Below are 22,462 nucleotides of genomic sequence, written 5' to 3'. Positions count from 1 at the left end.
ACCGAAGGATGGACCATGCCTCACGCACTGACCGAGGTCAAAGTACACGAAGTCACCAAACCACAACCCGATTCTGTCGAGGAACTATCCGTTGACATCTGTGTCGTGGGAGCCGGCATTGCCGGCATCTCGGCCGCGCTGACGGCAGCACAGCTCGGCCGCCGCGTGGCACTCGTCGACGCCCTCCCTGTTTTAGGTGGCCAATGTGCCAACTCGTTGATCGGCTTGTTCTGTGGAATCTACGGAAATGGTCCGGCCTATGAGCAACTGACACACGGAATTTTCGACCCCATGTTCCGAGACCTCGAGCCGGCGGGCGACATTTCGCACAACTACCGTCACACCATCACCGTCAACTACGACGAGCACGCGGTCGGCCGGTGGATGGAACAGCAGGTTGTCGAGGCAGGAGTCATTCCACTGACGGGGGCATCCATCCTCTCGGTGGAGAACGACGGTGGGCACCTTGATTCGGTCACTTTTGCCACCCGCTACGGATTTGCCCGCATCCAGGCAGCATCGTTTATTGATGCCAGCGGCGACGCGGCATTGACCTGGGAGGCTGGCTTGCCATGCCAGGTCCCCGAGCGAACCATTTGGGGCTCTCAGCAGGTGCGCATCGAGAACCTTCGCCCAGATCAGGCCCCGGACGCGGCGGATCTGACGGCACGGCTCCAGGATCGAGCCGAAGATTTCGGTCTGATCCGCAAGGACGGACTCGCCTTCTTCTTCCCGGGTCGAGACACAGCCGTGCTCAATATGACCCACATCGAATCTCCCTTGTCGGCGGTGGCAGCCGCCGAGGCGCAAATCCGCGGCAAAGATCAAGCCGACCGCGTCTTGGACTTCCTGCGTGAAGATTTTCCCGAGGCCTTCGGTGACGCAAAAGTCCGGCTCTACGGACTCCCGGGACGCCGCCAGACTCGATGGATTCTGAGCGAGCATCAACTCACCGAACACGAGGTGCGCGCCGGAACCCGTTTCGACGATTCCATTGCTCGGACGTCGTGGCCCATCGAGCTCCACGACCAGCCTCGTGGCTATGTGTGGGAGCAGTTCGATTCCGACCACGTCCATCACATCCCCTTGCGCAGCATCACGCCCCGGGGAGCCGTCAATCTCCTGGCCGCCGGGCGCTGCGTCGATGGTGACGCGGCAGCACTGTCCAGCATTCGAGTGATGGGACCGTGCGCCGCCATGGGCGAGGCTGCCGCGCATGCGCTCGACCTGACACATGGCGGTGCACTCAGCGACCTGAATCTCAACGATCTGCGTCAGCGGGTCAGTAAGAACATCGATGGACCCGCACCAGTAGGTGCGGGATCGGACGGGAGGGTTTCAGATGCAGCTCACCACTGAGGAAAAGATGATGCGAGACGGCGTCGAGGGTGAAGCCGTTGCCGCTGCCATGGACCTGCTCATCCGCTACGGCGAGGGGCTGGATGCAGAGCGACTCTGCGAGGTCCGCAACGTCGCCGGAACCTCGACACAGCCCACACCGGCGAAACAGAAAATCGTCGCCGAACATGGTTGGGATAAAGCCTTCGCGGTCATCAACCTTGATTCGGACCAAGACCTCTCCATCCCTTCCATGAAGGTCCCCACCTGTCAGCTGCAACACGGCTTCGGCGCAGATGCGATCGGCACCATTCCCTACCGCCAAGAGCTCGTACAGCAGCAGGAAGACGCCGAAGCGTTCGCCAGCGATCGCGGTATCAACATCCTCGCCACCTGCACTCCCTATTAGGTCGGGAACCTGCCCGTCCGGGGCGAACACATCGCGTGGATGGAATCCTCAGCCGTGATCTATGCCAATTCGGTGATCGGCGCGAAATCTAACTGCGAAGGCACGGCGTCGACCGGCGCAGCCTCATTGACGGGACGGGTCCCCTATTGGGGAAATCACCTCGATGAAAACCGCTACGGCACCCATCTTTTCTCGTCTGAAGTCCGGATCGATTCTTTTCTCGATTGGGGACTCTTCGGATACCACGTCGGTGGAATCGTCCAGGAAGAGCGGCCAGTCCTCACCGGAGAACTCGGTCTTCCCACCGCGACCGATTTGAAGCATCTCGGTGCTGCCCTGGCGACCAGTGGCGGTGTTGAGATTTTTCATATGCCTGGTTTCACACCGGAAGCGCCCACACTCGAGGCGGCATTCGGGGACCAACCGGTGCCGACGGAGATCGCTTACACCTCGGAAGATCGTCGTCGTGCCTACGAGACCCTCAACGACCAGGGATCCTCCGACGACGTCGATTTCGTCTTGTTGGGATGTCCCCATGCGTCACTGGAGCAGATCCGAGAGATCGCGTCTCTGCTCGACGGAAAAACTCTGCACGAAGGTACTGAGTTGTGGGTCATGACGCCTCGGGCGCTACGGTCGGTCGCACAGCGGAACGGCGATATTGCCACTATTCAAGCCGCTGGAGGCAAGGTCCTGACGGACTCCTGCCCGGCCATGTCGAGGACCGCACCGAAAGGATGTCAGGTCTTCGCTACCGACAGTGCAAAACAAGCCCACTATTTGCCGGCGATTCTAGGAATCGAAGCGTGGTTCGGGACCACCAGAGAATGCGTCGAGGCCGCACTCACCGGTACATGGAGAGGAGAATTGGCATGACATCACTCCGTCATCACGAACCACTGACCGCGGATTCTGTACCACAAGTCGAGTCCAACAGAATTCTTCAGGGGCGAGGCATCGTGCCCGGGCTCGTACGAGGTGAGGCGTTGGTCTCGACCGAGCAGATCTCCGGATGGGGCGGCATCGACCCCTCCACCGGAGTCATCGTCGAACGACGCCATCCCCTGCGCGGTGTCTGCTTCACCGACAAGGTTTTGGTTTTTCCCGGGGCCAAGGGATCGTCTGGGTGGTCTGGCTTCTTCCAAAGCACACGTTTGTTGGGCACGGCCCCCTTAGCCATGGTGTTCACCCATGTCACTTCCAAAGCAGTCCTGGGCGCAGTCGTGACGCGAGTTCCGACGGTCAGCGAATTCTCCGTCGACCCGGTGCACATCATCCGCACGGGCGACACCGTCATCGTCGATGGAGACCAAGGCACGGTGACGGTGCTGGTTTAGTACGACCCCTCCCCGAGCAGATCGGTCACCGACAGCGAGTTCTGCAGCAGCCCATCGGCCTCCGCCAAGTCGGCAAGCTGCTGGGTCGAGTCCTGGTTGATGCGTTCCGGGAAGTCGGGAAGGATGATCCGCTCCGCCAGATCCGCGTCCAGGCTGGTGTATTTGGGCAGCACCGCGCGCACAGCATCCGGGTCGCTCCGCGCAATGGACTGTGCCTCCGCCATCGCGCTCTGGAACGCAGTGACCCGCTCCGGCTGCGCATCCCAGATCTCCTGTGTGGTGAAGTACGCCGAGACCGTCAACCGGTCGATGGGCTTCGCATAACTGGAGAGCACCACCCGGGCACCCTGGTCTTTTGCGATCGTCAGGAAGGGCTCCCCCACCGCGATTGCGTCGACCTGGCCGTTCTCCAGGGCCGCCGGCATATCCGGGAACGCCACCTCCACGTAGTCGATACCCTCGGGGTCGCCACCCGCATCCCGCACAGCAGCATTCAGCGTGGTGTCGTTGATGTTCTGGACGGTGTTGACGGCAATGGACGCCCCCGCCAGGTCAGCCCCGTTCTGGATCTCACTATCGTCTCGGACCAACACCGCGAAGTAATCCTGGCCGTCCCTCCCGTTGGACCCGGACCCGGGCGCCACCGTGACCAGGTCCAGCCCGCGCGATCGTCCGATGAGCAGCGAGGTGAGGTTGGAGAATCCGAAGAGGTTCGCCCCAGAAACCACAGCGGGCACGATCGCAGAGCCTCCCTGTGCGAGCGTCGTCTCGATCTCGAGTCCGTGGTCGGAGAAGATCCCCTGCGTCTTGGCGATGAAGATGGTGGCGACGTCGACGATCGGCAGCACCCCGACCTCCTCCACGCCACCCGTCGCTGCTCGGGACGCGCCGGTGGTCGTCCCTGCCGAGGGCGAGCCGTCCCCGCAGCCGAGCAGAACCCCGGCGGCGCCGAGTCCCAATCCGCCCAGAAGCACGGCGCGCCGTGTCATGGTTCGCTGATGCATGTCTGTCTCCTCTCCGCGCCGGTGACGGCAACGGCTCAGCTGTTGCGTCGGTAATTCTCGCGGGCAAAGCGCGAGTACGGTGCGGGCTGCACGGTCGCGCGGATCTGGATCTGTCGGTGCGCCTCGACGGCGGGTTTGGTGGAGGCAGGGTCCTCGCCCCACACCAGGGTCACCGCGGTCCCCGGAGCCGAGAACTCCTCCTCGATGGTGGCGAGGGAGACGAAAGCCTGCTCGTTGGCCAGGTAGCCGGCGTCCAGCGAGATCCCGACGTCCCTGCCGTCATGGAGCACGCGGTCGGTCTGGAACTGCCCGTAGCGCGCCTTCGGGAGGTTGATGAACTTGGCGGGCACTCCTTCCTCGTAGAGGGTGCGCTGGGCTGCGGCCAGTTCCTCCGGGTCCCACACCAGGGTGACCTTCTTCCGCGATGCAGCCTTCGCGTGGCTGCGCAGCGCCTCTCTGCCGATGAAGTCGTGGTCCCAGTCGATGACGAATCCGTAGCCGAGGTCGAAGGGGGTGAGGTAATAGTCCTCGATGTCCTCGGAGTCCAGGCTGCCGGCGATCGATCCCATCCGCGCGGCGGGCAGCCAGTCCAGGTATTCCTCCATGCGCTCTCCGGTGAAGATCGCGGCCGGCGGAGAGGGCACCCACGCCGATTCGAGATTGGCGACGGAGTAGGCCAGCGACCCCACCCGAGTCAGGTCGAACTCCGCTCCGGCCTCGACCAGCGCCTGGAGGATCACCTCGCGGTCTTCCCACGGTCCCCACATCTCGAACCCCGGCTGACCGGCCATGCCGTGCCGGATCGCAGGAATCCGCCGACCGGCGATCTCGAATTCTAGCATCCCGAAGAACCTGGTCTGGGCCACCTCGATGGTGCTGACTTTCTGCATGAGCTTCTCGGCGTCCGGTCCTTGCACCTCGTACCGGTACAGTGTCGGATCGCCCTGGCGCACCGCCGAGGAGGCGTCACGTTCGAAGGTGACATCGTAGTCTCCGGTCTCTCCGATGAACTGCACCCAGTCCAGCACCATGTGCCAGCCCACCAGGTCGAAAGACTCCTCTTCCAGATACACCAGGATGGCGTCGCCGATCAGGTAGCCCTCGTGGTTGACAGCGATGAACTGTTTGGCCATCTGCGGGCGGAACCGGCTGACATTGTTGACGCCGGTATCCGAGAGCAGCCGCAGGGCGTCGGGTCCGGAGATGAACAGGTCGGTCATGTGATGCGACTGATCCAGCAGGGCCACCCCCTCGCGCCAGGCCCGCTGCTCCGAGCGCCAGTTGGTGAATTCTGCTTGCACCGGGAACACCGTGGGCTTGGCTTGCGCGTTGCGCAGCGCGTCGACGGCGCTTCCCGCGGTGGCGATCGCTTCGGCGGCGGTGGTCGTCGCTGTGGCGGTGAGGGTCATGAGGCTCCTTCGTCAGGATCGGCCTGCCAACGGTGCGCTGGCAGTGGATTACCTCGACCCTAGGGACCGCACGCGGAGCACCGCATTAGAATCACTAATAGTTATCCGCGTCACACTACATCGGGAGGGGCGCCCATGGACCTGAATCTCGTCCGCGTCTTCGCCGCGATCTACGAGTCCCGGAGCCTGACCGCCGCCGCCGACCGGCTCTACGTGACCCAGTCGGCCGTCAGCCAGTCCCTGGGACGGCTGCGCTCCTCCCTCGACAACCCGCTGTTCCAGCGCCGGGGCCGCTTCATGGAGCCCACCGCGCTGGCGAAGGAAATCTACCCGGCGTTCCGCGACGCACTGCTCGGCATCGACGGCGCCATGGACAAGCTCACTGCGTTCGATCCGCAGCATTCGACCCGTCAGTTCCGCATCGCCCTGTCCGAGCTCGGCGAGGTGGGCTGGCTGGCCAATATCGTCGCCGATATCCGGCGAGAGGCACCGCAGGTGCGGGTGCGCAGCTTCCTGCTGCAGCAGCACGACATCGACGAGTGGCTCCACCGCGGACTGGCCGATGTGGCGATCGCCCCGGCGGAGATCCCCGGCGATCTGGAGCGCACTCCGATCAAGACGCAGACCTACTGCGTGGTGATGTCGGCCGACCACGCCGTCGCCGGCGAGGAGATGACTCTGGAGACGTACCTGACCACACCCCGGGTCGTCGTCGCCAGCGACTCCAGCGCCGTGCATCTGGAAGCGGTGGAGCGGCGCGCGGCGGCCTACACGGAGCCCGCGGTGGTCGCGCAGCACTATGCCAGCACGCTCTCGCTGATCCTGCAGTCCCCGGACCTGCTCGCCGTCGCCCCGCGCTCCCTGGCCGAAGGATGGGCGCGCTCCTGGCCGATCGTCGTCAAGCCGCTGCCCTTCGAGATGGATCCGATCCGGCTGGCCGTGTACCGGCGCCCCGGTACCCACGAAGGCTCAGGACTGGATTGGCTCTACCGGATGGTGCTGCGGGCCACCATCGGGTTGCCGACTCACTTCGAGACCATGGGCGCCGAGGAGCGGCTGGACTGAAACGAGACTCTGCCAGCCCCTAGCCAGGGCAGGACACGCGACCTATCATATTGTTGACAATATTGTTCCGAAAATGAGTCCTGCCGGGAGGGCCCTATGACCGAGCGCATCCGCGACATCGCCCATCTCTCCACCGTGGAGCTGTACACGCCGAAATTTGAGGAATCCCTGTGGTTCTTCCGTGACCTGCTCGCCATGCGCGACGTCGGCCACACCACCGAAAACGGCTACGAGTCGGCTTACCTGCACTGCTGGGATGACTACGAGCCCTATTCGATCAAGCTCACCCAGCGCGAGCACGCCGGTGTCGGCCGTGTGGGCTGGCGCGCGAACAGCCCCGAAGCACTGGAGCGACTGGTGGCGCGCATCGAGGCCTCCGGTCAGGGCGAGGGCTGGGTCGACGGCGAGATGGGGCGCGGCCGCACGTACCGGTTCACTGACCCGGACCAGCACCTCATGGAGGTCTACTTCGACACCGAGTGGTACCAAGCCGATGACACCGACCGGCCGGCCCTAAAGAACCAGGCCGCAAAGTTCCCCGGATTCGGCGCCAACGCCCGTCGCCTCGACCACATCAACTACCTCACCGCAGATATGGCCGGGGTCTGCGACTTCACCGAGCAGGTGCTGGGCGGGTACACCACCGAGTTCATTCAGCTCGACGACGGCGATGTAGGCGGGCACTGGTTCACCTACGGCAACAAGTCCTACGACGTCGTCTACTCCGATGACTGGACGGGCACCCCGGGTCGGTTGCACCACATCGCCTTCGCCTCCGACACCCGTGAGGACATCCTCAAGGCCGCGGACATCTTCCTGGAGAACGGGATCTTCATCGAGTACGGCCCCTACAAGCACGCCATTCAGCAGGGCTTCTTCCTGTACGTGTGGGAGCCCGGCGGCAACCGCATCGAGCTGGCCAACCAGGGCTCGCGCCTGATCCTGGCCCCGGATTGGAAGCCGATCCCATGGACCCAGGGCGAGCGCGCCAAGGGCCAGGCCTGGGGCATGAAGACCATCTCCACCTTCCACACCCACGGCACCCCGGTAGTCGAGAACGCGGACGCCACGGAGAACCCGCACGCCTGAGCACCCTCACCGGGGGCTCCGCAACGACAGCGGGCCCGGACCGCCGTTTGGCGATCCGGGCCCGCTTCGTGCGAGATCACTACGCGACCATCGACTGACTTACAGTCCGATTTCGGCGCGTTGCTTCTCCTCGGCCACCAGCTTGGCCTGGGCCGCGGCCAGCACCTGCTCCGCTTCGTCGCGGGCCACCACGACGACACCGTCGTCGTCGCCGATCATCAGGTCGCCCGGACTGACCGCCACATTTCCGACAGCCACCGGGCCGCCGATGCGGTAGGGACCATTGCGGTACGGGCCGGCCGGAGTGACGCCGCGGGCAAAAACCGGGAAGTTAATCTCCTGCAGGTCCACGGCATCGCGCACGCAACCGTCAATCACGAATCCGCGGCAGCCGCGCTTCTTGGCGCGCGAGGCGATCAGCTCGCCGATGAGGGCGCGGTGCGTGAGCCCCTGACCGTTGATCACGAGTACATCCCCCTCGGTCAGCGAGTCGACGACTGCGTGCACGCCAGCGTTGTCGCCGCCGCCCACGGTGAGCGTCACCGCGCGGCCCACCAAGCGCGCGCCCGGGCTCGGCCACACGGAGCTGATCCCGGCATCCAGCACGTTCAGGCGGTCCTGGCCGTCGCTGATCGGCGCCGACGGAATCTCGGCAAACTTCTCGAGCAGCTCGGCCTCGGTCATCGTGGACGCTACAGTATTCTCAGTCATTCATTCCCCCTGGGTCGTGTGCGAGTCTCGACGATACCAGTGTGCTGGGTCACACTGTGTCGATCACGTTCGGAACCACGCGCATGAACGCCTCGGCCTGACGGATGTCCTTGTTGCCGGTGACCTTGCGGGCATGGTTGCCTCGGTGCTCGGCGCGCTCGGCGTAGTAGGACTGCAGGTACTGCTGGGCTTTCATCTCAGCCATGGCCAATTTCTTGCGCTCGAACGCCGAGGTAATGTCGACGAACACCGTCGGGGTGAAGCCGCACAGCTCGGGCTGGTGCGGCTCGAAGATCAGGAACTCCGAGGGCGGAGCCGTCTTGAAGCCCGACTCGACGCCGGCGCCGGAGGTCATCAGCCGGGCCTTCTGCACCATCTCATAGGCCACGGGGTGATCCGGGTTGAACGGATCCTGATCCGGGTGGGTCATCACCACGGTGGGAGCGTAGTCACGCATCAGCTCAGCCAACCGCTCGATGTCGGAGTGGTCGTTCACCAGCGGGTAGTCACCCAGGTCGAAGGCCACAAAGCTGGCACCCAGATGTCCAGCCGCCCGCTCGGCCTCGCCGTGGCGGATCTTCTTCACGTTTTCCTCGGTCTGGCCTTCCTGCTTCCACAGTTCGCCGGATTCGCCGCGTTCGCCATAAGTCAGGGCGACGACGGTAGCCTCACCGCCGGCGTCGACGAATTTGGCGATCGCGCCGGCGGCGCGCCACACGAAATCTGCCGAGTGCGCACCCACCACCAACAGCCGCTGTCCTGTACGAGAATTCTCCGTCATTGCTCTGCCTCCGCAGCCTCGACATCACTGGTCGTTCACCAGCTTAGAACGACGGACAGCAAATTGCCACCAAAATTGTTGACAATCATGACCCGGCGCGACTTATCGTGTCCATCACAGACCCTAAGATGCACTTCATGATCGACTTTCAGAACGGCGGCTTCTACAAGCTCAGCGCAGTTGACCCTCAGCCACTCCAGAAAGAGATTGGCCCACTGCTCATCGAAGGGGAAAATGTTCTCCAGACTTTCAAGGGCATCCGGGACTTCATCGCGTTCACCAACAAGCGCGTGATCGCCGTCAACATCCAGGGCATCACCGGCAAGAAACGCGACTACACTTCCCTGCCATTTTCCAAGGTTCAGGCCTTTTCCGTAGAGACAGCAGGAACTTTCGATCTGGATGCCGAACTGGATCTATGGTTCAGCAGCGTCGGCAAGGTGCGCTTCGAATTCAGGGACAACGTAGACATCCGGATGCTATCCCAGCTCATCGCGGGGTACGTGCTGTGACCTGACCCGAGCGGGGTCGGCAGCATCTCGTGTGCCGTTTCCCAACGGCACCGTTAACATGATCCTCAGGACGTCATCTCAACGCCGACCCTGAAATCTTATTGATGTATGCGAAGCACATCATGGCAGGAGCTGCCGTTGGTGCCGCGAGCATCCTCTTGCTGTGGCTCTTCAATGAACCATTGACACTTCTCACGGTCACCTTGTTCATCGCCACGCCGATCCGCGTTTCCGTCGGAACGGCCATGGCATTCAGGTCACAGCGCGCTAAGCAATAGATACCGCCTACCCGGCGCTGGTGACGCCCTGAATAGCTCCGGCCACCGAGCTCAAGTGGGCGTGCATGGCGTCGCGCGCGGCGTCGGCGTCACGGGTGCAGACCGCCTCGATGATCGCCAAGTGCTCCGGCAGGGACACCTGCGAGCGTCCGGGTTGAGCGGAGAGTCGGTACTGATAGCGCACCGCCTGCGCCTGAAGACGACGAATGGTCTCAGCAGCCGTCTTCTGATCAGCAATCCGGATGATAGCGGCGTGCAGCAGTTCATTGCCGCGAGCATAAGCGGCCTGGTTGCCGGTCTCCACGGCATCGGTCATGTTGGTGCCGATGTCTCGCAGCTCGGTGATCTCGTCTTCCGAAACTTTTTCGGCCGCCTTCGCCGCGCACAGCGCTTCCACCGCAGCGCGCACTTCGATGATCTCCAGCGCCTCCTCGAGCGTCACCTGGCGCACCCGAGCCCCGCGGTTCTGGATCCGCTCGATCAGACCCTCCACGGCCAGGTCGGCAAGCGCGGAGCGCACGTGCCCGCGAGAGGCACCCACCGCCTCAGCGAGATCAGCTTCGACCAGCCGCTGCCCCGGGACCATCTCGCCACTGGTGATCGAGGTGCGGATGTACTGGGCAACGTCAGCCGCCGTGACGGGGCGCGAGGTTTTCACGGAGGTCTCCTCAAGATATGGCACAGTGGGTCAAGATTGTTACACAATATTGTAGACAATCAGCTCGAGCGAAAGGGTTGCCGTGCCGTCAGCTTCAGACTCCGCTTCCTGGACCGAGGTGCCGTGCATGCAGATGCGCGGCGGTACGTCCAAGGGACTGTATTTTCTCGCAGACGATCTCCCCGACGACCCGGCCCAGCGGGACCGGCTGCTGCTGCGGCTGATGGGCTCCCCCGATCGGCGCCAGATCGACGGGCTGGGCGGGGCACACCCACTGACCTCCAAGGTCGCCGTGGTCTCTGCCGGTCGCGACGAGAATGGTGATTCCGATGGCTCGGTGGACTATCTGTTCCTGCAGGTGAGCGTTGATCAGGCCATCGTCAGCGACCGGCAGAACTGCGGCAACATCCTCGCCGGGGTGGCCCCATTCGCTCTGGAACGGGGGATCGTGCCGATCACCGGGGACACCACCACGGTGCGCATCAATCTGCTGAATTCGAATTCCGCCACGCTAGCCACGGTGGAAACGCCGAACGGGACGGTGCGCTACACCGGCGACACTGCCATCGTGGGGGTACCCGGCACCGCGGCCGGCATCACCCTGGAGTACCGCGACGTCGCCGGCGGCACCACGGGCGCCCTGTTCCCCACGGGCACCGCCCTCGACACCTTCCGTCTGGCCGAGCACGGCCCGATGCCCACCCGGGTGGAGGCCACCTGCATCGACAATGGCATGCCGGTGGTGGTGCTCGATGCCTCCGCGTTCGGACTCAACGGCGATGAGACCGTGGAGGAGCTCGAAGCAGACACTGATCTGCGCGGCTCCATCGAGGAACTGCGCCTGAAGGCCGGGCGCTCCATGGGTCTGGGTGATGTCACCGAAGCCACCGTGCCAAAAATCTGCCTAGTCTCCCCCGCCCAGTCCGGCGGTGACTTCTCCACCCGGTGCTTCATCCCGCACCGCGTGCACGAGGCGATCGGTGTTTTCGCAGCGGCGTCCGTCGGGGCGGCGTGGAGGATCCCGGGCACCGTGCTCGCACGGCGGGCCCACTCATCACGGCCCGGCGACCCGAATGACGACGCGGCCGCCCTCGTCGTTGAGCATCCCACCGGCCAGACCACGATCGTCGTCGAGACGGACGGCGATCAGGTCACCCGTACCGCCTCGGTCTCCACCGCGCGCAAGCTCATGGACGGCATGACCTTCGCCGAGACAGAAGGATAGCCGGAGCGTACAGAGGATAGAATCGTCGCGATGACAACTCCGGTCCCCCAGAAATACAAGCATTCCCGCCCCTCACGCCTACGGGAGAAATCCGCACTGCCCCGACTCTCCATGTCGGTGTTCGGGCTCATCGTCGCCTGGCTGGTGCCCAACATGGTGATGGCCGTGGTGGTGCTGGTACTGAACATGCTGCCGGTGCGCGAGCAGGTCGGTGACCTCACTCCGCTGCTGACCATCGTGGGGCTGGCCGGGCTCATCATCGGGCTGCCGCTGGCGCTGCTCATCAACCGGGTGTTCCGCCACCAGCTCAACCACTCGGTTCACGTACTGGGGTACGCCCTCATCGGCTTGCTCTATGGCTTGGCCGTGCTGTTGGCCGAAACCGGCGGCCTGGTCCCGTTGCTGATCCCCTTGGTCGGGTTCCCGGCCGCGATCCTCCTGGCCCTAGGGCGCCTCGCGGCGATCCCGCTGACCCGCGTCATCGAGCCTGAGATCGACGTCGAGGCCGAGACAGAGCCGGTCGTAGACACGCGCGACGAGGACACGCAACGTCCCTCGATGTGAGCTGAACGGCACCGGGGTTCTACGATAGGTTCCATGACCGATACCACCGCCGCACCCGCATCCGCCTCTGATCTCACCACCCCGGCCCTGGCGCTGAGCATCGCCGGTTCGGAAGCCACCGGAGGCGCCGGCGCTCAGGCCGATCTGCGCACCTTCCAGGAACTGGGCGCGTTTGGCATGATCGCCCTGACCTGCATCGTCTCCTTCGACCCGAAGAACAACTGGAACCACCGCTTCGTTCCGGTGGAGGCTTCGGTGATCGCTGACCAGTTGGAAGCCATCCTGACCGACTACGCCGGCGTGCTGAAAACCACCAAGCTGGGCATGATGGGCTCGCCCGCCACCATCGAGACCGTGGCCACCGCGCTGAAGACCCAAGAATGGGAGAACGTGGTGCTGGACCCGGTGCTGATCTGCAAGGGCCAGGAGCCCGGCCACGCCCTCGACACCGATGAGGCGCTCAAAGCGCAGCTGCTACCGCTGGCGACCTTCACCACCCCGAACCACTTCGAGGCCGAACAGCTCTCCGGGATCAGCATCTCCTCGCTCGAGGACCTGAAGGAAGCGGCTCGGCGCATCCACGACGCTTCCGGGGTCACGGTGCTCGCCAAGGGCGGCATCCGCCTGGAGGGTCCCGACGCCGTCGACGTCTTCTACGATGGCACCACCCTCGAGGTACTCTCCTCGCCGAAGGTGGGCGAGCATGCCGTCTCCGGCGCCGGCTGCTCCCTGGCCGCCGCGGTGACCGCCGAGCTGGCCAAGGGCGCCACGGAACTGGACGCCGCACACCGGGCCAAGGAGTTCGTCACGGCTGGCATCCGCCAGCGCGTCGCCGGCCAGACCCCCTTCGATGTGCTGTGGCAGGGCGGGCTGCGCGCCTGAGGGAATAGCAGCGGACGACGTCGGGTTAGTTCAACTATGAAGGTTCAGATTTTCTCCGACGTCGGCTGCCCCTGGTGCTATATCGGCTGGCGCCGTTTCACCACCGCCCTCGAGCAGTTTCCACATCGCGACCAACTCGACATCCAGTTCGGCTCGTTCCAGCTGGATCCGAGCCTGCCGGAGCACGATCACCGCTCCGAGTCTGAGTACCTCTCACAGGTGAAGGGCATTCCCGCCAAGCAAGTCGCGCAGATGCTCGCCCACGTCACCGCGCAGGCCAAGGAAGAGGGTCTGGACTACGACTTCGATTCCCTGGTGGTGGCCAATTCCTGGACCGCCCACCGCCTGATTCAGCGTGCAAAGGCGGTCTCTGCAGACGCAGCCATCCAGGTGGAGGAGCGCCTGTTCAACGCGCATTTCGAGCGCGGAGAAAGCATTGCGGACGTCGCGGTGCTGACCCGCATCGGGGTGGAATCGGGGCTCACCGAGGAACAGGTTCAGGAAGCCCTCAACGACGCTCAGTGGGAGGACGCCATTCGGGCGGACCTCGCCCAGGCGCGCGCGTATGGGGTCACCGGGGTGCCGTTCTTCGTGCTCGATGAGCGCTACGGTCTCTCGGGTGCGCAACCACCGGCTACCTTCCTGCAGGCGCTCACCCAGGCCTACCAGGAGCACACGCAGCGCAGCCCGCTGAAGCCCATCGTCACCGATGCTGCCGATGATGCTGACGCCGCGTTACAGGGCCAGGCCTGTGGGCCGAACGGTTGCGACTGATCCCGCAGCGGAATCAGTGAGTCGATCGTTCAGCCGCTGACGTTCACCGTCAACCACGGCCGGCGAAGGAACACCAGCGCCAACACCAGGCCGATCACGGCGGCGGTCACGGTCATCGTCCACGACAGATGCCAGCCGCCCACAGCGGTGGCGATTGAGGTCAGCAGCACCGGGCCCACAAAGTTCGCCCCGTTGTACACCTGGTTCATCAGCCCCATCACGGCGGCCGGTGACCCATCGGCCGGGGCCGCGTCCACGCCGACGCGCGTCATGGACGAAGGAATCAGCGCCGCAATCCCGGAGAACACCGCGGCCGCGACCAGCTGTACCCACAGCCCGCCAGGCACCTGGGTCCAATCGGGGGCGAAAATCAGCACGGTGGTCACGATCATCGCGATCATCCCGGTAGTCACCAGCCACCTCGGGGCCACACCGCGCTGCAGCAGTCGGCCACCGATCACGTTGCCGACACCATTAACCAGCCCCACGACGGCGGTGGCCGCACCGACCCACACCCCGTGCACCCCGGCGTCGCCGAAAATAGTGGGCAGGAACCCGATGATCGCACCCCACTGCAGCGTGTAGCAGGCGAAAATCACCGCGCAGACCCAGGGCATGCCGGCGGACACGGTGCGCCCGATCCGGCGCAACGCCTCCCCCACCCGCACTGCCGTACCGGATTCGGTGGGGATGCGCCACAGCGCCAGCGGTATCATGAGCACCGAGAGCACAGCCATGATCAGCCACCAGGCATGCCAGCTCACCACCTCTGCACCGGAGAGCAGCAGCGTGGAGGCCAGAACCGCCACAAACACGGCCATCCCCTGGAACGCCGACCACCAACCCATCGCCGTGTTAATCCGCTCGGCAGGGGTGATCCTCCGGATCAAGGGCGGGGCGACGACGGTGACCAGAAGAAAACCTATGCCTTCGACGGCGCGGGTGGCCATCAGCATCCAAGTATGTTCCGCAGCCGCGCCCAGAGCCGAGCCCCCGCCGAGCAGCCCCAGGCCGAGCGCCAGGCTGGTGCGCAGCCCGATGCGCTCACAGAAGAGGGATGACGCCAGCCCGAGAATCATCGAGGCGACCTGCACGATCCCGAGCAGGGCACCGGCCTGAACAAGGCTCATGCCCAGATCGGCACGAATGAAGTCCATCGCCCCGGGCAGTTTCCAGACGTGCATGGCAGCCACCACGCCGCAGACTAAAACGATGATCCAGGCGCGGGCACCGGGCGTCGGAGTCGCGGAAACGGCCCCCTGTGGCCCCGCTGAAGATGGCATAGCCATCACATTACCTCTCGGCTGAGGTATTCAGGCAGACGACTCAGTCGTCGGAGTCGCCACCGCGGCCACCTCGGTTGCCACGATCGCCGCGGTCTCCGCGGTCTCCGCGGTCTCCGCGGTCTCCGCCACCGGAGTCAGAACCAGAGCCGGAGTCTGAATCGGAGTCTGACTCCTCGTCGCTCTCCTCTTCTTCCTGCTCTTGCTCCTCCTGCTCGCGCTGCTCTTCTTCTTCCTGCTGGCGAGCTTCTTCCTCGGCACGTTGGCGCTCTTCTGCGGCCTGACGCGCTTCTTCGGCGCGGCGAGCTTCTTCCTCCGCCTGACGCTGTTCTTCCTGGATCTGGTCGCGGTACTCCTGCAGGCCCTCACCCCAGGATTCGATGTCGGCGATGATCGTGTCGACCTGATCCGCGTAGACGGTTTTCTCCTCGCCCCAGGCCAGGGCGCTCACCGACTCACCGGTGGTCGGAATATTGGCGAGCAAAGCACGGGCATTCTGGGCCTCGGTCATCAAAGAGGTATAGACCGAGTTCATCTCGTCGAGCTCCTCCTGCGAGGACGGGGTGCCCTCCGGGATCTCCTGGATCTTCTCCAGAATGGGTCCCATTTGCGCGGGCAGAGTGCACTCGGCGTCGGTGGAGTAGATTCCGGCCTCGGCGTCCTTGGCTTCCTGGTGCGCCTCTTCAAGGGCGCGCGACTGCTGCTCGTCCATCGCGCTCTCCGGCGAGGGGACAGCCAGTCCGGAGCGGACCATGGCCACCGAGAGATCTTCGCCGTCGACGGTCACCATGCCCCAGGTTTCTCCGCCGGGTGCACCGGCGTAACCGGGATGCTTCAGCTCGATTTCGGAACCGTTCGGAACGAGCTCGGCCAGGTGCACTGTTGACTCTGAGCTCATGCAGGTGTTGAGGGTCTCGTCGGCGTCTTCGCTCGGGCTCAGCGGGGCGGCAACGCCGGTGAGCCGGATGGTGTCCGGACCGGTGGCGCGCTCGACCGACATGGACTGGCCGCTCAGCACCTCGGTGACCGTGGTGGGAGTCTGCTCACGCGTGAGCTGGCGAATCACGGTCAGTGTGGCCAGACCCAGCAACACGGCCGCAACCACGATGAGGGAGATCAGCACCGCTGGCGACATGCGCCGCGAGGCAGGATAGGTGGCCATGCAGTCGGACTTCCTTGAGGTGTCGAGAAATGGGACTGTGGCATTCTATCGCAACGATACTGGGCGATTCCTGGTCACGCGGTGGAATGCGGGTTGGTGGAGTGCTTTACAACGCCCGCGGGCGGGGGCAGACTCGATCGGGTGACGATTTCAGCCCGACAGATTCCCGGAGTGCTCCTCTGCGCGGCGGTCGCCGCCCTGGCTTGGGGTATATCCCTGCTGATTCCGGGAGTGCCACCCATGTTGCTGGCGATCCTGGTGGGTGTGCTCTGGCGGAATCTGGCACCGGTGCCGCAGCGGTTCGACCCGGGCACCGCGCTGAGCGCAAAGACCCTGTTGCGCTGGGGCATCGTGCTGTTAGGGCTGCAGCTGTCCTTGACCGCGATACTGGATTTGGGTTTCGGGGTGATCGCCGTCGTGCTGGCGGCGGTGGCTGTGACAGCGGGAGCCACCGTGCTGTTGGGCCGGTGGCTGCAGGTCGACCGGGAGCTGACCCTGTTGGTGGCGGCTGGCTTTTCTATTTGCGGTGCGGCCGCGGTGGCCGGTGCCCAAGGTGTATTGAAGGCCTCCAAGGAGAAGGTGGCGACTGCCGTCGGACTCGTGGTGCTCTTCGGAACGCTGATGATTCCACTGGTTCCTGCGCTGACCAGTTGGCTGGGCCTGGACGAGCGAGCCTCCGGGATCTGGGTGGGCGCCTCGACCCACGAAGTGGCCCAGGTAGTGGCGGCCGGTGGCACGGTTGGCGCCACGGCACTGGCAGTGGCGGTCACGGTGAAGTTGGCCCGCGTGATGTTGCTGGCACCGCTGCTGATGGGGCTGGCCGCCGCACAGCGGCAGAGTGGAGTCGAGCGTCCGCCACTGGTGCCGTGGTTCGTGCTCGGGTTCATCGTGCTAATGCTGCTACGCACCACCGGGTGGGTGCCGGAGCCGGTGATCGACGTCGTCGCAGTGGTGCAGTCCACTCTGCTGATGATGGCCATGTTCGCACTGGGGCTCGGCGTGCATCTGCGGTCATTGGCCGCCGTGGGACTGCGCCCCGTGGTCCTGGGTACGGGGGCGACCCTGGTGATTCTGGCCGTGGGCGGGGCCGGCGCGCTGCTCGTGTAGCCCCAGGGTTGTGTCCTTGATTCAGCTGCGAGGCAACTCGAAGTCACCGGAGGCGGGGACGTCGAAGTGGGCGGCGATGTCGTCGTCGCTCACCTCCTCGAGGCGGGCCGGTGACCAGCGCGGGCTGCGATCTTTGTCGATCACCTGGGCGCGGATGCCCTCCACCATGTCCGCCCCGTGCATCAGGTGGACCCCGATGCGGTATTCCTGGGTCAGTGCCTCTGCCAGGGATCCGATGGTGGCCAGGCGGAGCTGTGCGGCGTGGGTGACCGCCAGGGCGGTGGGCGAGACGCGGCGCAAGGTATCGGCGGCAGTGCGGGCGCTGTCGTTGCCGCGACGTGCTTCGGCGTCGAGTGCGCCGATGATATCGGCCAGGCTCTCGGGAGCGTAGCACCGGTCGATCCAGTCACGCTGCTGCTGCACTTCCGATGCCGGAGACGCGGTGGCATGGCGGGCGATGGCCTCGTCTGGGGGCAGGGTCTCCAGATCGAGCCGCAGCTGCTCGAGTCGCTCGGAGGGTACGAAGTGATCGGCCAGCCCCAGGTAAATCGCGTCGGCGCCGGAGACGTGTGCACCGGTGAGCGCGAGGTGCATGCCGGTGCGACCCGGGGCGCGGGAGAGCAGGTAAGACAGTCCGACGTCGGGGGTGAATCCGATGCCCACTTCGGGCATGCCGATGCGGGTGCGCTCGGTGACCACGCGGTGGCTGCCGTGGGCGGAGACCCCGAGTCCGCCGCCGAGCACGATGCCGTCCATCAGGGCGATGTAGGGCTTGGGGAAGTGCGCGATGCGGTGATTCATCCCGTACTCGACGAAGAAGAAATGCTCGGCTTCGGTGGCGCGCTGGCCGGTGAGGAGCTGGTAGACGGCGACGATGTCTCCGCCGGCGCACAGGCCGCGGTCGCCGGCTCCGGTGATCAGCACGGCCTCGACGTCGTCGTCATCGGCCCAGTCCCGCAGGGTGGCGTCAATCTGCTGGACCATGGCGAAGCTCAGTGAGTTCAGGGCCCGGGGCCGGTTGAGTTCGAGGTGACCGAGGCGGGCGGCGGAGCCGCGGCGGGTGACGATGAGTTCGTCGGTGGCGGTGGGTGCGGTCGCTTCGGTGGGTGCGGTCGAGTGGGTCATGGGCTCCACTCTGACACTGGGGCCACGGGTGGGGCTAGCGTCGGGTGACGGTTCCCGTGCGGGCGGCCACGGGTGCGGTGAACAGGGCGCGTGTGAGCAGCAGGGCCACCGCCGACAGGGCCACGGCGCCCAGGAATACGGCCATCCCCCAGGCGTCAGCGGCGTCGCGTCCCGTGAAGATGTGGTTGAGGTTGCGCTGGGCGCCGGTGAGTAGCACCAGCCCGACATGCAGGATCACGAACGCCACAAAGTACACGGCGAGGGGTCGGTGGGCCAGGCGGGCGGCACCAAGCGGGAAGGCCCGGTTCAGCCCCGGGGTGTCGGGCCACCAGCTGGAGACGCGCCAGCCGGTGAGGGCGGTGAGCGGGGCGGCGACGAACACGGTGAGCGTGTAGGCCAGCTGTTGGGCGGCGTTATAGTGCACCCACGAATTCTCGAGCGGCCAGTCCAGGGAGAGGTACTGAATCACCACGGAAATGGAGTGCGGGATGACTTCCCAGCTGGTGGGGATGATGCGCGCCCAGTGGCCGGTAGCAAAAAGCAGCACCACGAACACAAGCCCGTTGAGCACCCAGAGCACGTCGACCATCTGGTGGGTCCACTGCCCCAGCGTGATTTTGGGTGGGCGGGCGCGTCCGGCGGCGAAGAACCCGCGAGGGCGGGCCTGCCAGTAGGCGGCGGGTCGCTCGGAACGCAGCCCGAATCCGGTGCGGACGATCACCACCATGAAGAAGAAGTTCAGGAAGTGTTGCCAGCGCAGCCAGGCCGGGAAGCCGGAATCCGTCGTGTCGTTCGGCTCCAGGTGGCCCGGGTAGGCCGCGATGAACTCGGCCACCGGGTCGAGGGTGCGTAGCCAGCGGGCGGCGATCACCAGGATCAGCGCCACGACGACGGCGAGCGCGACCACCTTCACCGCGCGTCTGAGCCAGGACCACTTCCCCGGGCGCAGCTCCGTGATGTCAAGCGGACGGTCCGAAGTGGGCTGGGGTGCAGGCTGGACCGCTTCGTCCTCTGGCGCGCCCAGACGCCGTTGATCGGACCGATCCGAGGTCTCGGAGTCGCCCTTCTGCCTGAAATTCGGTGCCTCGGGCTGGGACGGGGACGAACCACCCATGCGTGGCGGCTTCTGCCCACCCATGCGTGACGGCTTCGATTCACCCATCCGAGACGGGCGGGCGGTCTCCTCGGCGCGAATTCCTCGCTTTTCAGACAGATTCGGAGTGCCTGGGGCACTTTTTTGTCTGGTTAACGATGAATCTGACATGGGCTGCGTAGAGCCGCCCATGCGGGAAGGCGACTTTTCGCTCGGGCGCTGCTCACCCATTCGCGACGGTGTGGTCTGCCCCATTCGCGATGGTCCAGCGGTCCCTTTGGTTGCGCCCGGCGACTCGGTCTGGTCCGGCCCCGGGGTCGACGCGGGGCGCCCCATACGGGAGGGGCGTCGCTGAGGCTGGTCCGGGGTGTCGGTCATGGGGAACGAATTCGAGTCAGTTCTGTCTCGGCTCAGCCGCGGGAACGGAGCTCGTCGAGCAGCGCGGGCACGACGGTGAACACGTCGCCCACCACGCCAAAGTCGGCGATCTCGAAGATCGGGGCGTCCTCGTCGGTGTTGATGGCGACGATCGTGCGGGCGGTCTGCATTCCGGAGCGGTGCTGAATGGCGCCGGACACACCGAGACCAATGTAGAGGTCCGGCGAAACGGTGACGCCGGTCTGGCCTACCTGTGCGGAGGCGGGGGCGAACTCATCGTCGACGGCGTCGCGGGTGGCCCCGACCGCGCCCTCAAACTCGTCGGCCAGTTGCTCGGCCAGGCCGAATCCGTCGCGCGAGCCGAGTCCGCGCCCGCCGGCCACCACGGTGCGCGCCGAGCGCAGCTCCGGACGGTCTCCCCTGGATTCGGCACTCTTCCAGGCCTCGATCCGTGCACCCGCCACACTCTGCGGCGCGGCTGCCTCCAGCACCTGGACGCTGGGCTCAGCCACGGCGTCGGCCCGGGTCTCCACGGCGCCGAGGCGCACGGTGATCACCCGGGGTCCGCCGTCCACGGTGGAGACGGTCTCGTAGTCGCCGCCGAACACGGAGTGCCCGGCCACGATCTCCCCGTCCTGCAAGCCCACGTGGACGGCATCGGCGCACACCGCCCCATCCACGCGCACGGCCAGGCGCCCGGCCACCGCGCTCGAGACGGTCGTCGCGGCCAGTAGCACGGCGTCGGGAGCGAACCCGGCCACCGCCTCACTCAGCGCCTCCAACAATGGGGTGCCGAAGGTCTCAGCCAGAGTGGCATCCTCCAGGATCACCACGCTGGCCGCACCGGCGCGTCCCAGCTGGCGCGCCATCTCGTCGGCGCCGCCCGGCAGCGCGACGGCAATCGCTGTTGTCTCGCCCAGGGCCGAGGCGGCACCGAGCAGCTCCGCGGCAGAGGGATGAATCTGTCCGGCTGCGTCGGTTTCCACGCCCACCACGATGGTCGGGGTTGGTTGGGTCATCGGGTCACTCTCCTGCTCAGGGGGTGCGTCGGCTCGAACGGTCTCAGCGCGGGCGTCGGGACGACAAGAAGTCGGCCAGCTGCTGCACGGCCGTGTCGTCGTCCGCGGCGTTGATCAGTACACCAGCTTTCTTGGCTTCGCGGCGTTGCGCGGAGACCATCACCGACGACGCCGCTCCGGCGAGCGCCCCGGCGTCGGCACCCTCGGTGAGCTCCGCCAGCGACCAGGTCTGCAACGGCTTACGCTTGGCGGCCATGATCTGGGTGAACTTCACCAGCCGCGGCTCCCCCACCTGATCCGTCACCGACACCACGCACGGGTAGCCGGAGCTCAGCCGCACGGTAGCGCCATCGGTCACCGTCACCGCGTGCACCCCCTCGCCAGAAATCTCCACGCTCTCAGCGGCCGGCAATACGGCCGCACCCAGCAGTTCGGCGAGCATGGCCGGAACCACCGCGGTGCCGCCGTCGGTGGAGCGGTCCCCGGCCAGCACCAGGTCGGCCCCCAGTCGACGCACGGCTCCGGCCAGCACCCGGGCGGTGCGCATGGCATCGGCTCCGGCCAGTTCAGCGTCGGTCACGAGCACCGCTTCATCGGCACCCATGGCCAGCAGTTTGCGCAACATCGCCGAGGCCTCGGCCGGCCCCATGGCCAGCGCGATCACCTCCACGGGTTCGGCTCCCTCAGCACCAGCAGCGTCGCGGTAGCGCAGCGCCACCTCCAGGGCGCGCTCCGAGATCTCATCGGGGACCTGTTCGCCACCCTGGCGGTCGATAACTCCGGTGGTCAGGTCGAGATGACGGTCTGACCAGGTGTCGGGGACGTGCTTGGCCAGCACAACGATTCGCACGGAACACTCCTCTGCTGCACCCGGCGCACGGATGCCTCAACGCAGTATCGATTCAGATAAGGGACTTCCGTATCGATGGTACCGCTCTGCCGGTCTAGAGCCATCCTTTGCGTCGGGCCGGTTCAGCGATTCACGCCCGCTCGCCGAGACCAGCCTGCGCAACGCGCTGCTGTCCTCCGGCGGCGACGCCTCCATTCTGGTAGCAAGCCCCATCACCTGGGTGCTGTACGGCCTGATGGCGGCGGTGCTGATCTTCACCGTCTGGCGGCGTCTGCGCCAGCGGAAGTCGGTGGACGTCTGACCCACTGACGCTCACCCCACGACGGCGGTCGGTCGCCCTCCGTGCACCTGGAGAACTCCACCGTGCACGAAGGGTGCCCGGCCGCCATCGTATTTCCTACACTGTGTG

General features: G+C 65.5%; 22 protein-coding genes and 1 pseudogene. 12 read left to right on the top strand and 11 right to left on the bottom strand.

Annotation, left to right across the window (positions count from 1 at the left end):
• Positions 1-15: 15 nt before the first annotated feature.
• From P8192_RS03080 to P8192_RS03070, 3 genes and pseudogenes are all read left to right on the top strand, one after another.
• The gene (locus P8192_RS03080) at positions 16-1,359 is read left to right on the top strand and encodes an FAD-dependent oxidoreductase (RefSeq protein ID WP_270106201.1); all 1,344 of its coding nucleotides are present in this window, start codon (positions 16-18) and stop codon (positions 1,357-1,359) included.
• A pseudogene (locus P8192_RS03075) lies at positions 1,343-2,623 on the top strand (aconitase X). The gene P8192_RS03080 and the pseudogene P8192_RS03075 overlap by 17 nt, the downstream one beginning before the upstream one ends.
• Positions 2,620-3,084 (top strand): aconitase X swivel domain-containing protein, encoded by a 465-nt coding sequence (locus P8192_RS03070; protein ID WP_270106202.1) that lies wholly within the window; start codon positions 2,620-2,622, stop codon positions 3,082-3,084. The pseudogene P8192_RS03075 and the gene P8192_RS03070 overlap by 4 nt, the downstream one beginning before the upstream one ends.
• Here P8192_RS03070 and P8192_RS03065 read toward each other — a convergent pair.
• Together P8192_RS03065 and P8192_RS03060 are read right to left on the bottom strand one after the other, a co-directional pair.
• Positions 3,081-4,088: an ABC transporter substrate-binding protein gene (locus P8192_RS03065; RefSeq protein WP_278158419.1), complete on the bottom strand. Its 1,008-nt coding sequence runs from the start codon at positions 4,086-4,088 to the stop codon at positions 3,081-3,083. The two genes, P8192_RS03070 and P8192_RS03065, sit on opposite strands and share 4 nt — an antisense overlap.
• Before the next feature lie 35 nt (positions 4,089-4,123).
• Positions 4,124-5,497, bottom strand: coding sequence for an aminomethyl transferase family protein (locus P8192_RS03060; RefSeq protein ID WP_278158416.1), 1,374 nt, complete (start codon positions 5,495-5,497; stop codon positions 4,124-4,126).
• Positions 5,498-5,632: 135 nt separating this feature from the next.
• Here P8192_RS03060 and P8192_RS03055 point away from each other — a divergent pair, with 135 nt between their 5' ends.
• Both P8192_RS03055 and P8192_RS03050 read left to right on the top strand, forming a co-directional pair.
• The gene (locus tag P8192_RS03055) at positions 5,633-6,562 is read left to right on the top strand and encodes a LysR family transcriptional regulator (protein ID WP_278158414.1); all 930 of its coding nucleotides are present in this window, start codon (positions 5,633-5,635) and stop codon (positions 6,560-6,562) included.
• Between the two features lie 96 nt (positions 6,563-6,658).
• Positions 6,659-7,651, top strand: a complete 993-nt coding sequence (locus tag P8192_RS03050; protein ID WP_270106206.1) for a VOC family protein — start codon at positions 6,659-6,661, stop codon at positions 7,649-7,651.
• A 99-nt stretch (positions 7,652-7,750) separates the two neighbouring features.
• On the opposite strand, the gene P8192_RS03045 is transcribed toward P8192_RS03050, so the two are convergent.
• Both P8192_RS03045 and P8192_RS03040 read right to left on the bottom strand, forming a co-directional pair.
• Positions 7,751-8,362 carry an RraA family protein gene (locus P8192_RS03045; RefSeq protein ID WP_278158412.1) on the bottom strand — a complete coding sequence of 204 codons (612 nt, stop codon included), beginning with the start codon at positions 8,360-8,362 and terminating at the stop codon, positions 7,751-7,753.
• A gap of 49 nt (positions 8,363-8,411) precedes the next feature.
• On the bottom strand, positions 8,412-9,143 hold the full coding sequence (locus P8192_RS03040; RefSeq protein ID WP_278158410.1) for a PIG-L deacetylase family protein: 732 nt from the start codon (positions 9,141-9,143) through the stop codon (positions 8,412-8,414).
• A gap of 137 nt (positions 9,144-9,280) precedes the next feature.
• On the opposite strand from P8192_RS03040, the gene P8192_RS03035 reads away from it, so the two are divergent.
• Positions 9,281-9,655 (top strand): PH domain-containing protein, encoded by a 375-nt coding sequence (locus tag P8192_RS03035; protein WP_278158408.1) that lies wholly within the window; start codon positions 9,281-9,283, stop codon positions 9,653-9,655.
• A 285-nt stretch (positions 9,656-9,940) separates the two neighbouring features.
• Here the strand turns inward: P8192_RS03035 and P8192_RS03030 are convergent, their stop codons facing one another.
• Complete coding sequence (locus P8192_RS03030) at positions 9,941-10,591, bottom strand: GntR family transcriptional regulator (protein ID WP_278158406.1); 651 nt, start codon at positions 10,589-10,591, stop codon at positions 9,941-9,943.
• An 82-nt stretch (positions 10,592-10,673) separates the two neighbouring features.
• Between P8192_RS03030 and P8192_RS03025 the strand changes: the two genes are divergently transcribed.
• Genes P8192_RS03025 through P8192_RS03010 form a run of 4 tightly spaced genes read left to right on the top strand, consistent with a single transcriptional unit; the run spans position 10,674 to position 14,036 of the window.
• Positions 10,674-11,816, top strand: a complete 1,143-nt coding sequence (locus tag P8192_RS03025; protein ID WP_278158404.1) for a 4-oxalomesaconate tautomerase — start codon at positions 10,674-10,676, stop codon at positions 11,814-11,816.
• Between the two features lie 30 nt (positions 11,817-11,846).
• Complete coding sequence (locus P8192_RS03020) at positions 11,847-12,380, top strand: hypothetical protein (protein WP_278158402.1); 534 nt, start codon at positions 11,847-11,849, stop codon at positions 12,378-12,380.
• A gap of 33 nt (positions 12,381-12,413) precedes the next feature.
• Positions 12,414-13,262 carry a bifunctional hydroxymethylpyrimidine kinase/phosphomethylpyrimidine kinase gene (gene thiD / locus P8192_RS03015; RefSeq protein WP_278158400.1) on the top strand — a complete coding sequence of 283 codons (849 nt, stop codon included), beginning with the start codon at positions 12,414-12,416 and terminating at the stop codon, positions 13,260-13,262.
• Positions 13,263-13,298: 36 nt separating this feature from the next.
• Complete coding sequence (locus P8192_RS03010) at positions 13,299-14,036, top strand: DsbA family oxidoreductase (protein ID WP_278158398.1); 738 nt, start codon at positions 13,299-13,301, stop codon at positions 14,034-14,036.
• A 29-nt stretch (positions 14,037-14,065) separates the two neighbouring features.
• On the opposite strand, the gene P8192_RS03005 is transcribed toward P8192_RS03010, so the two are convergent.
• Together P8192_RS03005 and P8192_RS03000 are read right to left on the bottom strand one after the other, a co-directional pair.
• Positions 14,066-15,319: an MFS transporter gene (locus P8192_RS03005; protein ID WP_278158396.1), complete on the bottom strand. Its 1,254-nt coding sequence runs from the start codon at positions 15,317-15,319 to the stop codon at positions 14,066-14,068.
• Positions 15,320-15,362: 43 nt separating this feature from the next.
• Entirely contained in the window at positions 15,363-16,481 is a 1,119-nt protein-coding gene (locus P8192_RS03000; RefSeq protein ID WP_278158394.1) for a thermonuclease family protein, read from the bottom strand.
• A 141-nt stretch (positions 16,482-16,622) separates the two neighbouring features.
• On the opposite strand from P8192_RS03000, the gene P8192_RS02995 reads away from it, so the two are divergent.
• Positions 16,623-17,588, top strand: a complete 966-nt coding sequence (locus tag P8192_RS02995; RefSeq protein WP_278158392.1) for a YeiH family protein — start codon at positions 16,623-16,625, stop codon at positions 17,586-17,588.
• Positions 17,589-17,609: 21 nt separating this feature from the next.
• Here P8192_RS02995 and P8192_RS02990 read toward each other — a convergent pair whose 3' ends face one another.
• From P8192_RS02990 to P8192_RS02975, 4 genes are all read right to left on the bottom strand, one after another.
• Positions 17,610-18,713, bottom strand: coding sequence for an enoyl-CoA hydratase/isomerase family protein (locus P8192_RS02990; RefSeq protein WP_278158390.1), 1,104 nt, complete (start codon positions 18,711-18,713; stop codon positions 17,610-17,612).
• A 34-nt stretch (positions 18,714-18,747) separates the two neighbouring features.
• Positions 18,748-19,827 (bottom strand): cytochrome b/b6 domain-containing protein, encoded by a 1,080-nt coding sequence (locus tag P8192_RS02985; RefSeq protein WP_278158388.1) that lies wholly within the window; start codon positions 19,825-19,827, stop codon positions 18,748-18,750.
• A gap of 389 nt (positions 19,828-20,216) precedes the next feature.
• Positions 20,217-21,203 carry an electron transfer flavoprotein subunit alpha/FixB family protein gene (locus P8192_RS02980; RefSeq protein ID WP_278158386.1) on the bottom strand — a complete coding sequence of 329 codons (987 nt, stop codon included), beginning with the start codon at positions 21,201-21,203 and terminating at the stop codon, positions 20,217-20,219.
• Positions 21,204-21,246: 43 nt separating this feature from the next.
• A complete protein-coding gene (locus P8192_RS02975; protein ID WP_278158384.1) occupies positions 21,247-22,053 on the bottom strand; it encodes an electron transfer flavoprotein subunit beta/FixA family protein in 807 nt (268 codons plus the stop codon).
• Positions 22,054-22,084: 31 nt separating this feature from the next.
• On the opposite strand from P8192_RS02975, the gene P8192_RS14485 reads away from it, so the two are divergent.
• Positions 22,085-22,354 (top strand): hypothetical protein, encoded by a 270-nt coding sequence (locus P8192_RS14485; protein ID WP_431521187.1) that lies wholly within the window; start codon positions 22,085-22,087, stop codon positions 22,352-22,354.
• Positions 22,355-22,462 lie beyond the last annotated feature (108 nt).

Origin of the sequence: Citricoccus muralis, from assembly GCF_029637705.1 — a bacterium.
Lineage (GTDB): Bacteria > Actinomycetota > Actinomycetes > Actinomycetales > Micrococcaceae > CmP2.
The sequence above is the reverse complement of the archived record's forward strand: the minus strand, read 5'-3'. Positions and strand labels throughout refer to the sequence as shown.

Bases quoted from the DNA above. Each gene is read 5' to 3' on its own strand.
- P8192_RS03080 (WP_270106201.1), top strand. From the start codon at position 16: ATGCCTCACGCACTGACCGAGGTCAAAGTACACGAAGTCACCAAACCA.
- P8192_RS03070 (WP_270106202.1), top strand. From the start codon at position 2,620: ATGACATCACTCCGTCATCACGAACCACTGACCGCGGATTCTGTACCA.
- P8192_RS03065 (WP_278158419.1), bottom strand. From the start codon at position 4,088: ATGCATCAGCGAACCATGACACGGCGCGCCGTGCTTCTGGGCGGATTG.
- P8192_RS03060 (WP_278158416.1), bottom strand. From the start codon at position 5,497: ATGACCCTCACCGCCACAGCGACGACCACCGCCGCCGAAGCGATCGCC.
- P8192_RS03055 (WP_278158414.1), top strand. From the start codon at position 5,633: ATGGACCTGAATCTCGTCCGCGTCTTCGCCGCGATCTACGAGTCCCGG.
- P8192_RS03050 (WP_270106206.1), top strand. From the start codon at position 6,659: ATGACCGAGCGCATCCGCGACATCGCCCATCTCTCCACCGTGGAGCTG.
- P8192_RS03045 (WP_278158412.1), bottom strand. From the start codon at position 8,362: ATGACTGAGAATACTGTAGCGTCCACGATGACCGAGGCCGAGCTGCTC.
- P8192_RS03040 (WP_278158410.1), bottom strand. From the start codon at position 9,143: ATGACGGAGAATTCTCGTACAGGACAGCGGCTGTTGGTGGTGGGTGCG.
- P8192_RS03035 (WP_278158408.1), top strand. From the start codon at position 9,281: ATGATCGACTTTCAGAACGGCGGCTTCTACAAGCTCAGCGCAGTTGAC.
- P8192_RS03020 (WP_278158402.1), top strand. From the start codon at position 11,847: ATGACAACTCCGGTCCCCCAGAAATACAAGCATTCCCGCCCCTCACGC.
- thiD (WP_278158400.1), top strand. From the start codon at position 12,414: ATGACCGATACCACCGCCGCACCCGCATCCGCCTCTGATCTCACCACC.
- P8192_RS03010 (WP_278158398.1), top strand. From the start codon at position 13,299: ATGAAGGTTCAGATTTTCTCCGACGTCGGCTGCCCCTGGTGCTATATC.
- P8192_RS03005 (WP_278158396.1), bottom strand. From the start codon at position 15,319: ATGCCATCTTCAGCGGGGCCACAGGGGGCCGTTTCCGCGACTCCGACG.
- P8192_RS03000 (WP_278158394.1), bottom strand. From the start codon at position 16,481: ATGGCCACCTATCCTGCCTCGCGGCGCATGTCGCCAGCGGTGCTGATC.
- P8192_RS02990 (WP_278158390.1), bottom strand. From the start codon at position 18,713: ATGACCCACTCGACCGCACCCACCGAAGCGACCGCACCCACCGCCACC.
- P8192_RS02985 (WP_278158388.1), bottom strand. From the start codon at position 19,827: ATGGGTGGTTCGTCCCCGTCCCAGCCCGAGGCACCGAATTTCAGGCAG.
- P8192_RS02980 (WP_278158386.1), bottom strand. From the start codon at position 21,203: ATGACCCAACCAACCCCGACCATCGTGGTGGGCGTGGAAACCGACGCA.
- P8192_RS14485 (WP_431521187.1), top strand. From the start codon at position 22,085: ATGCCTCAACGCAGTATCGATTCAGATAAGGGACTTCCGTATCGATGG.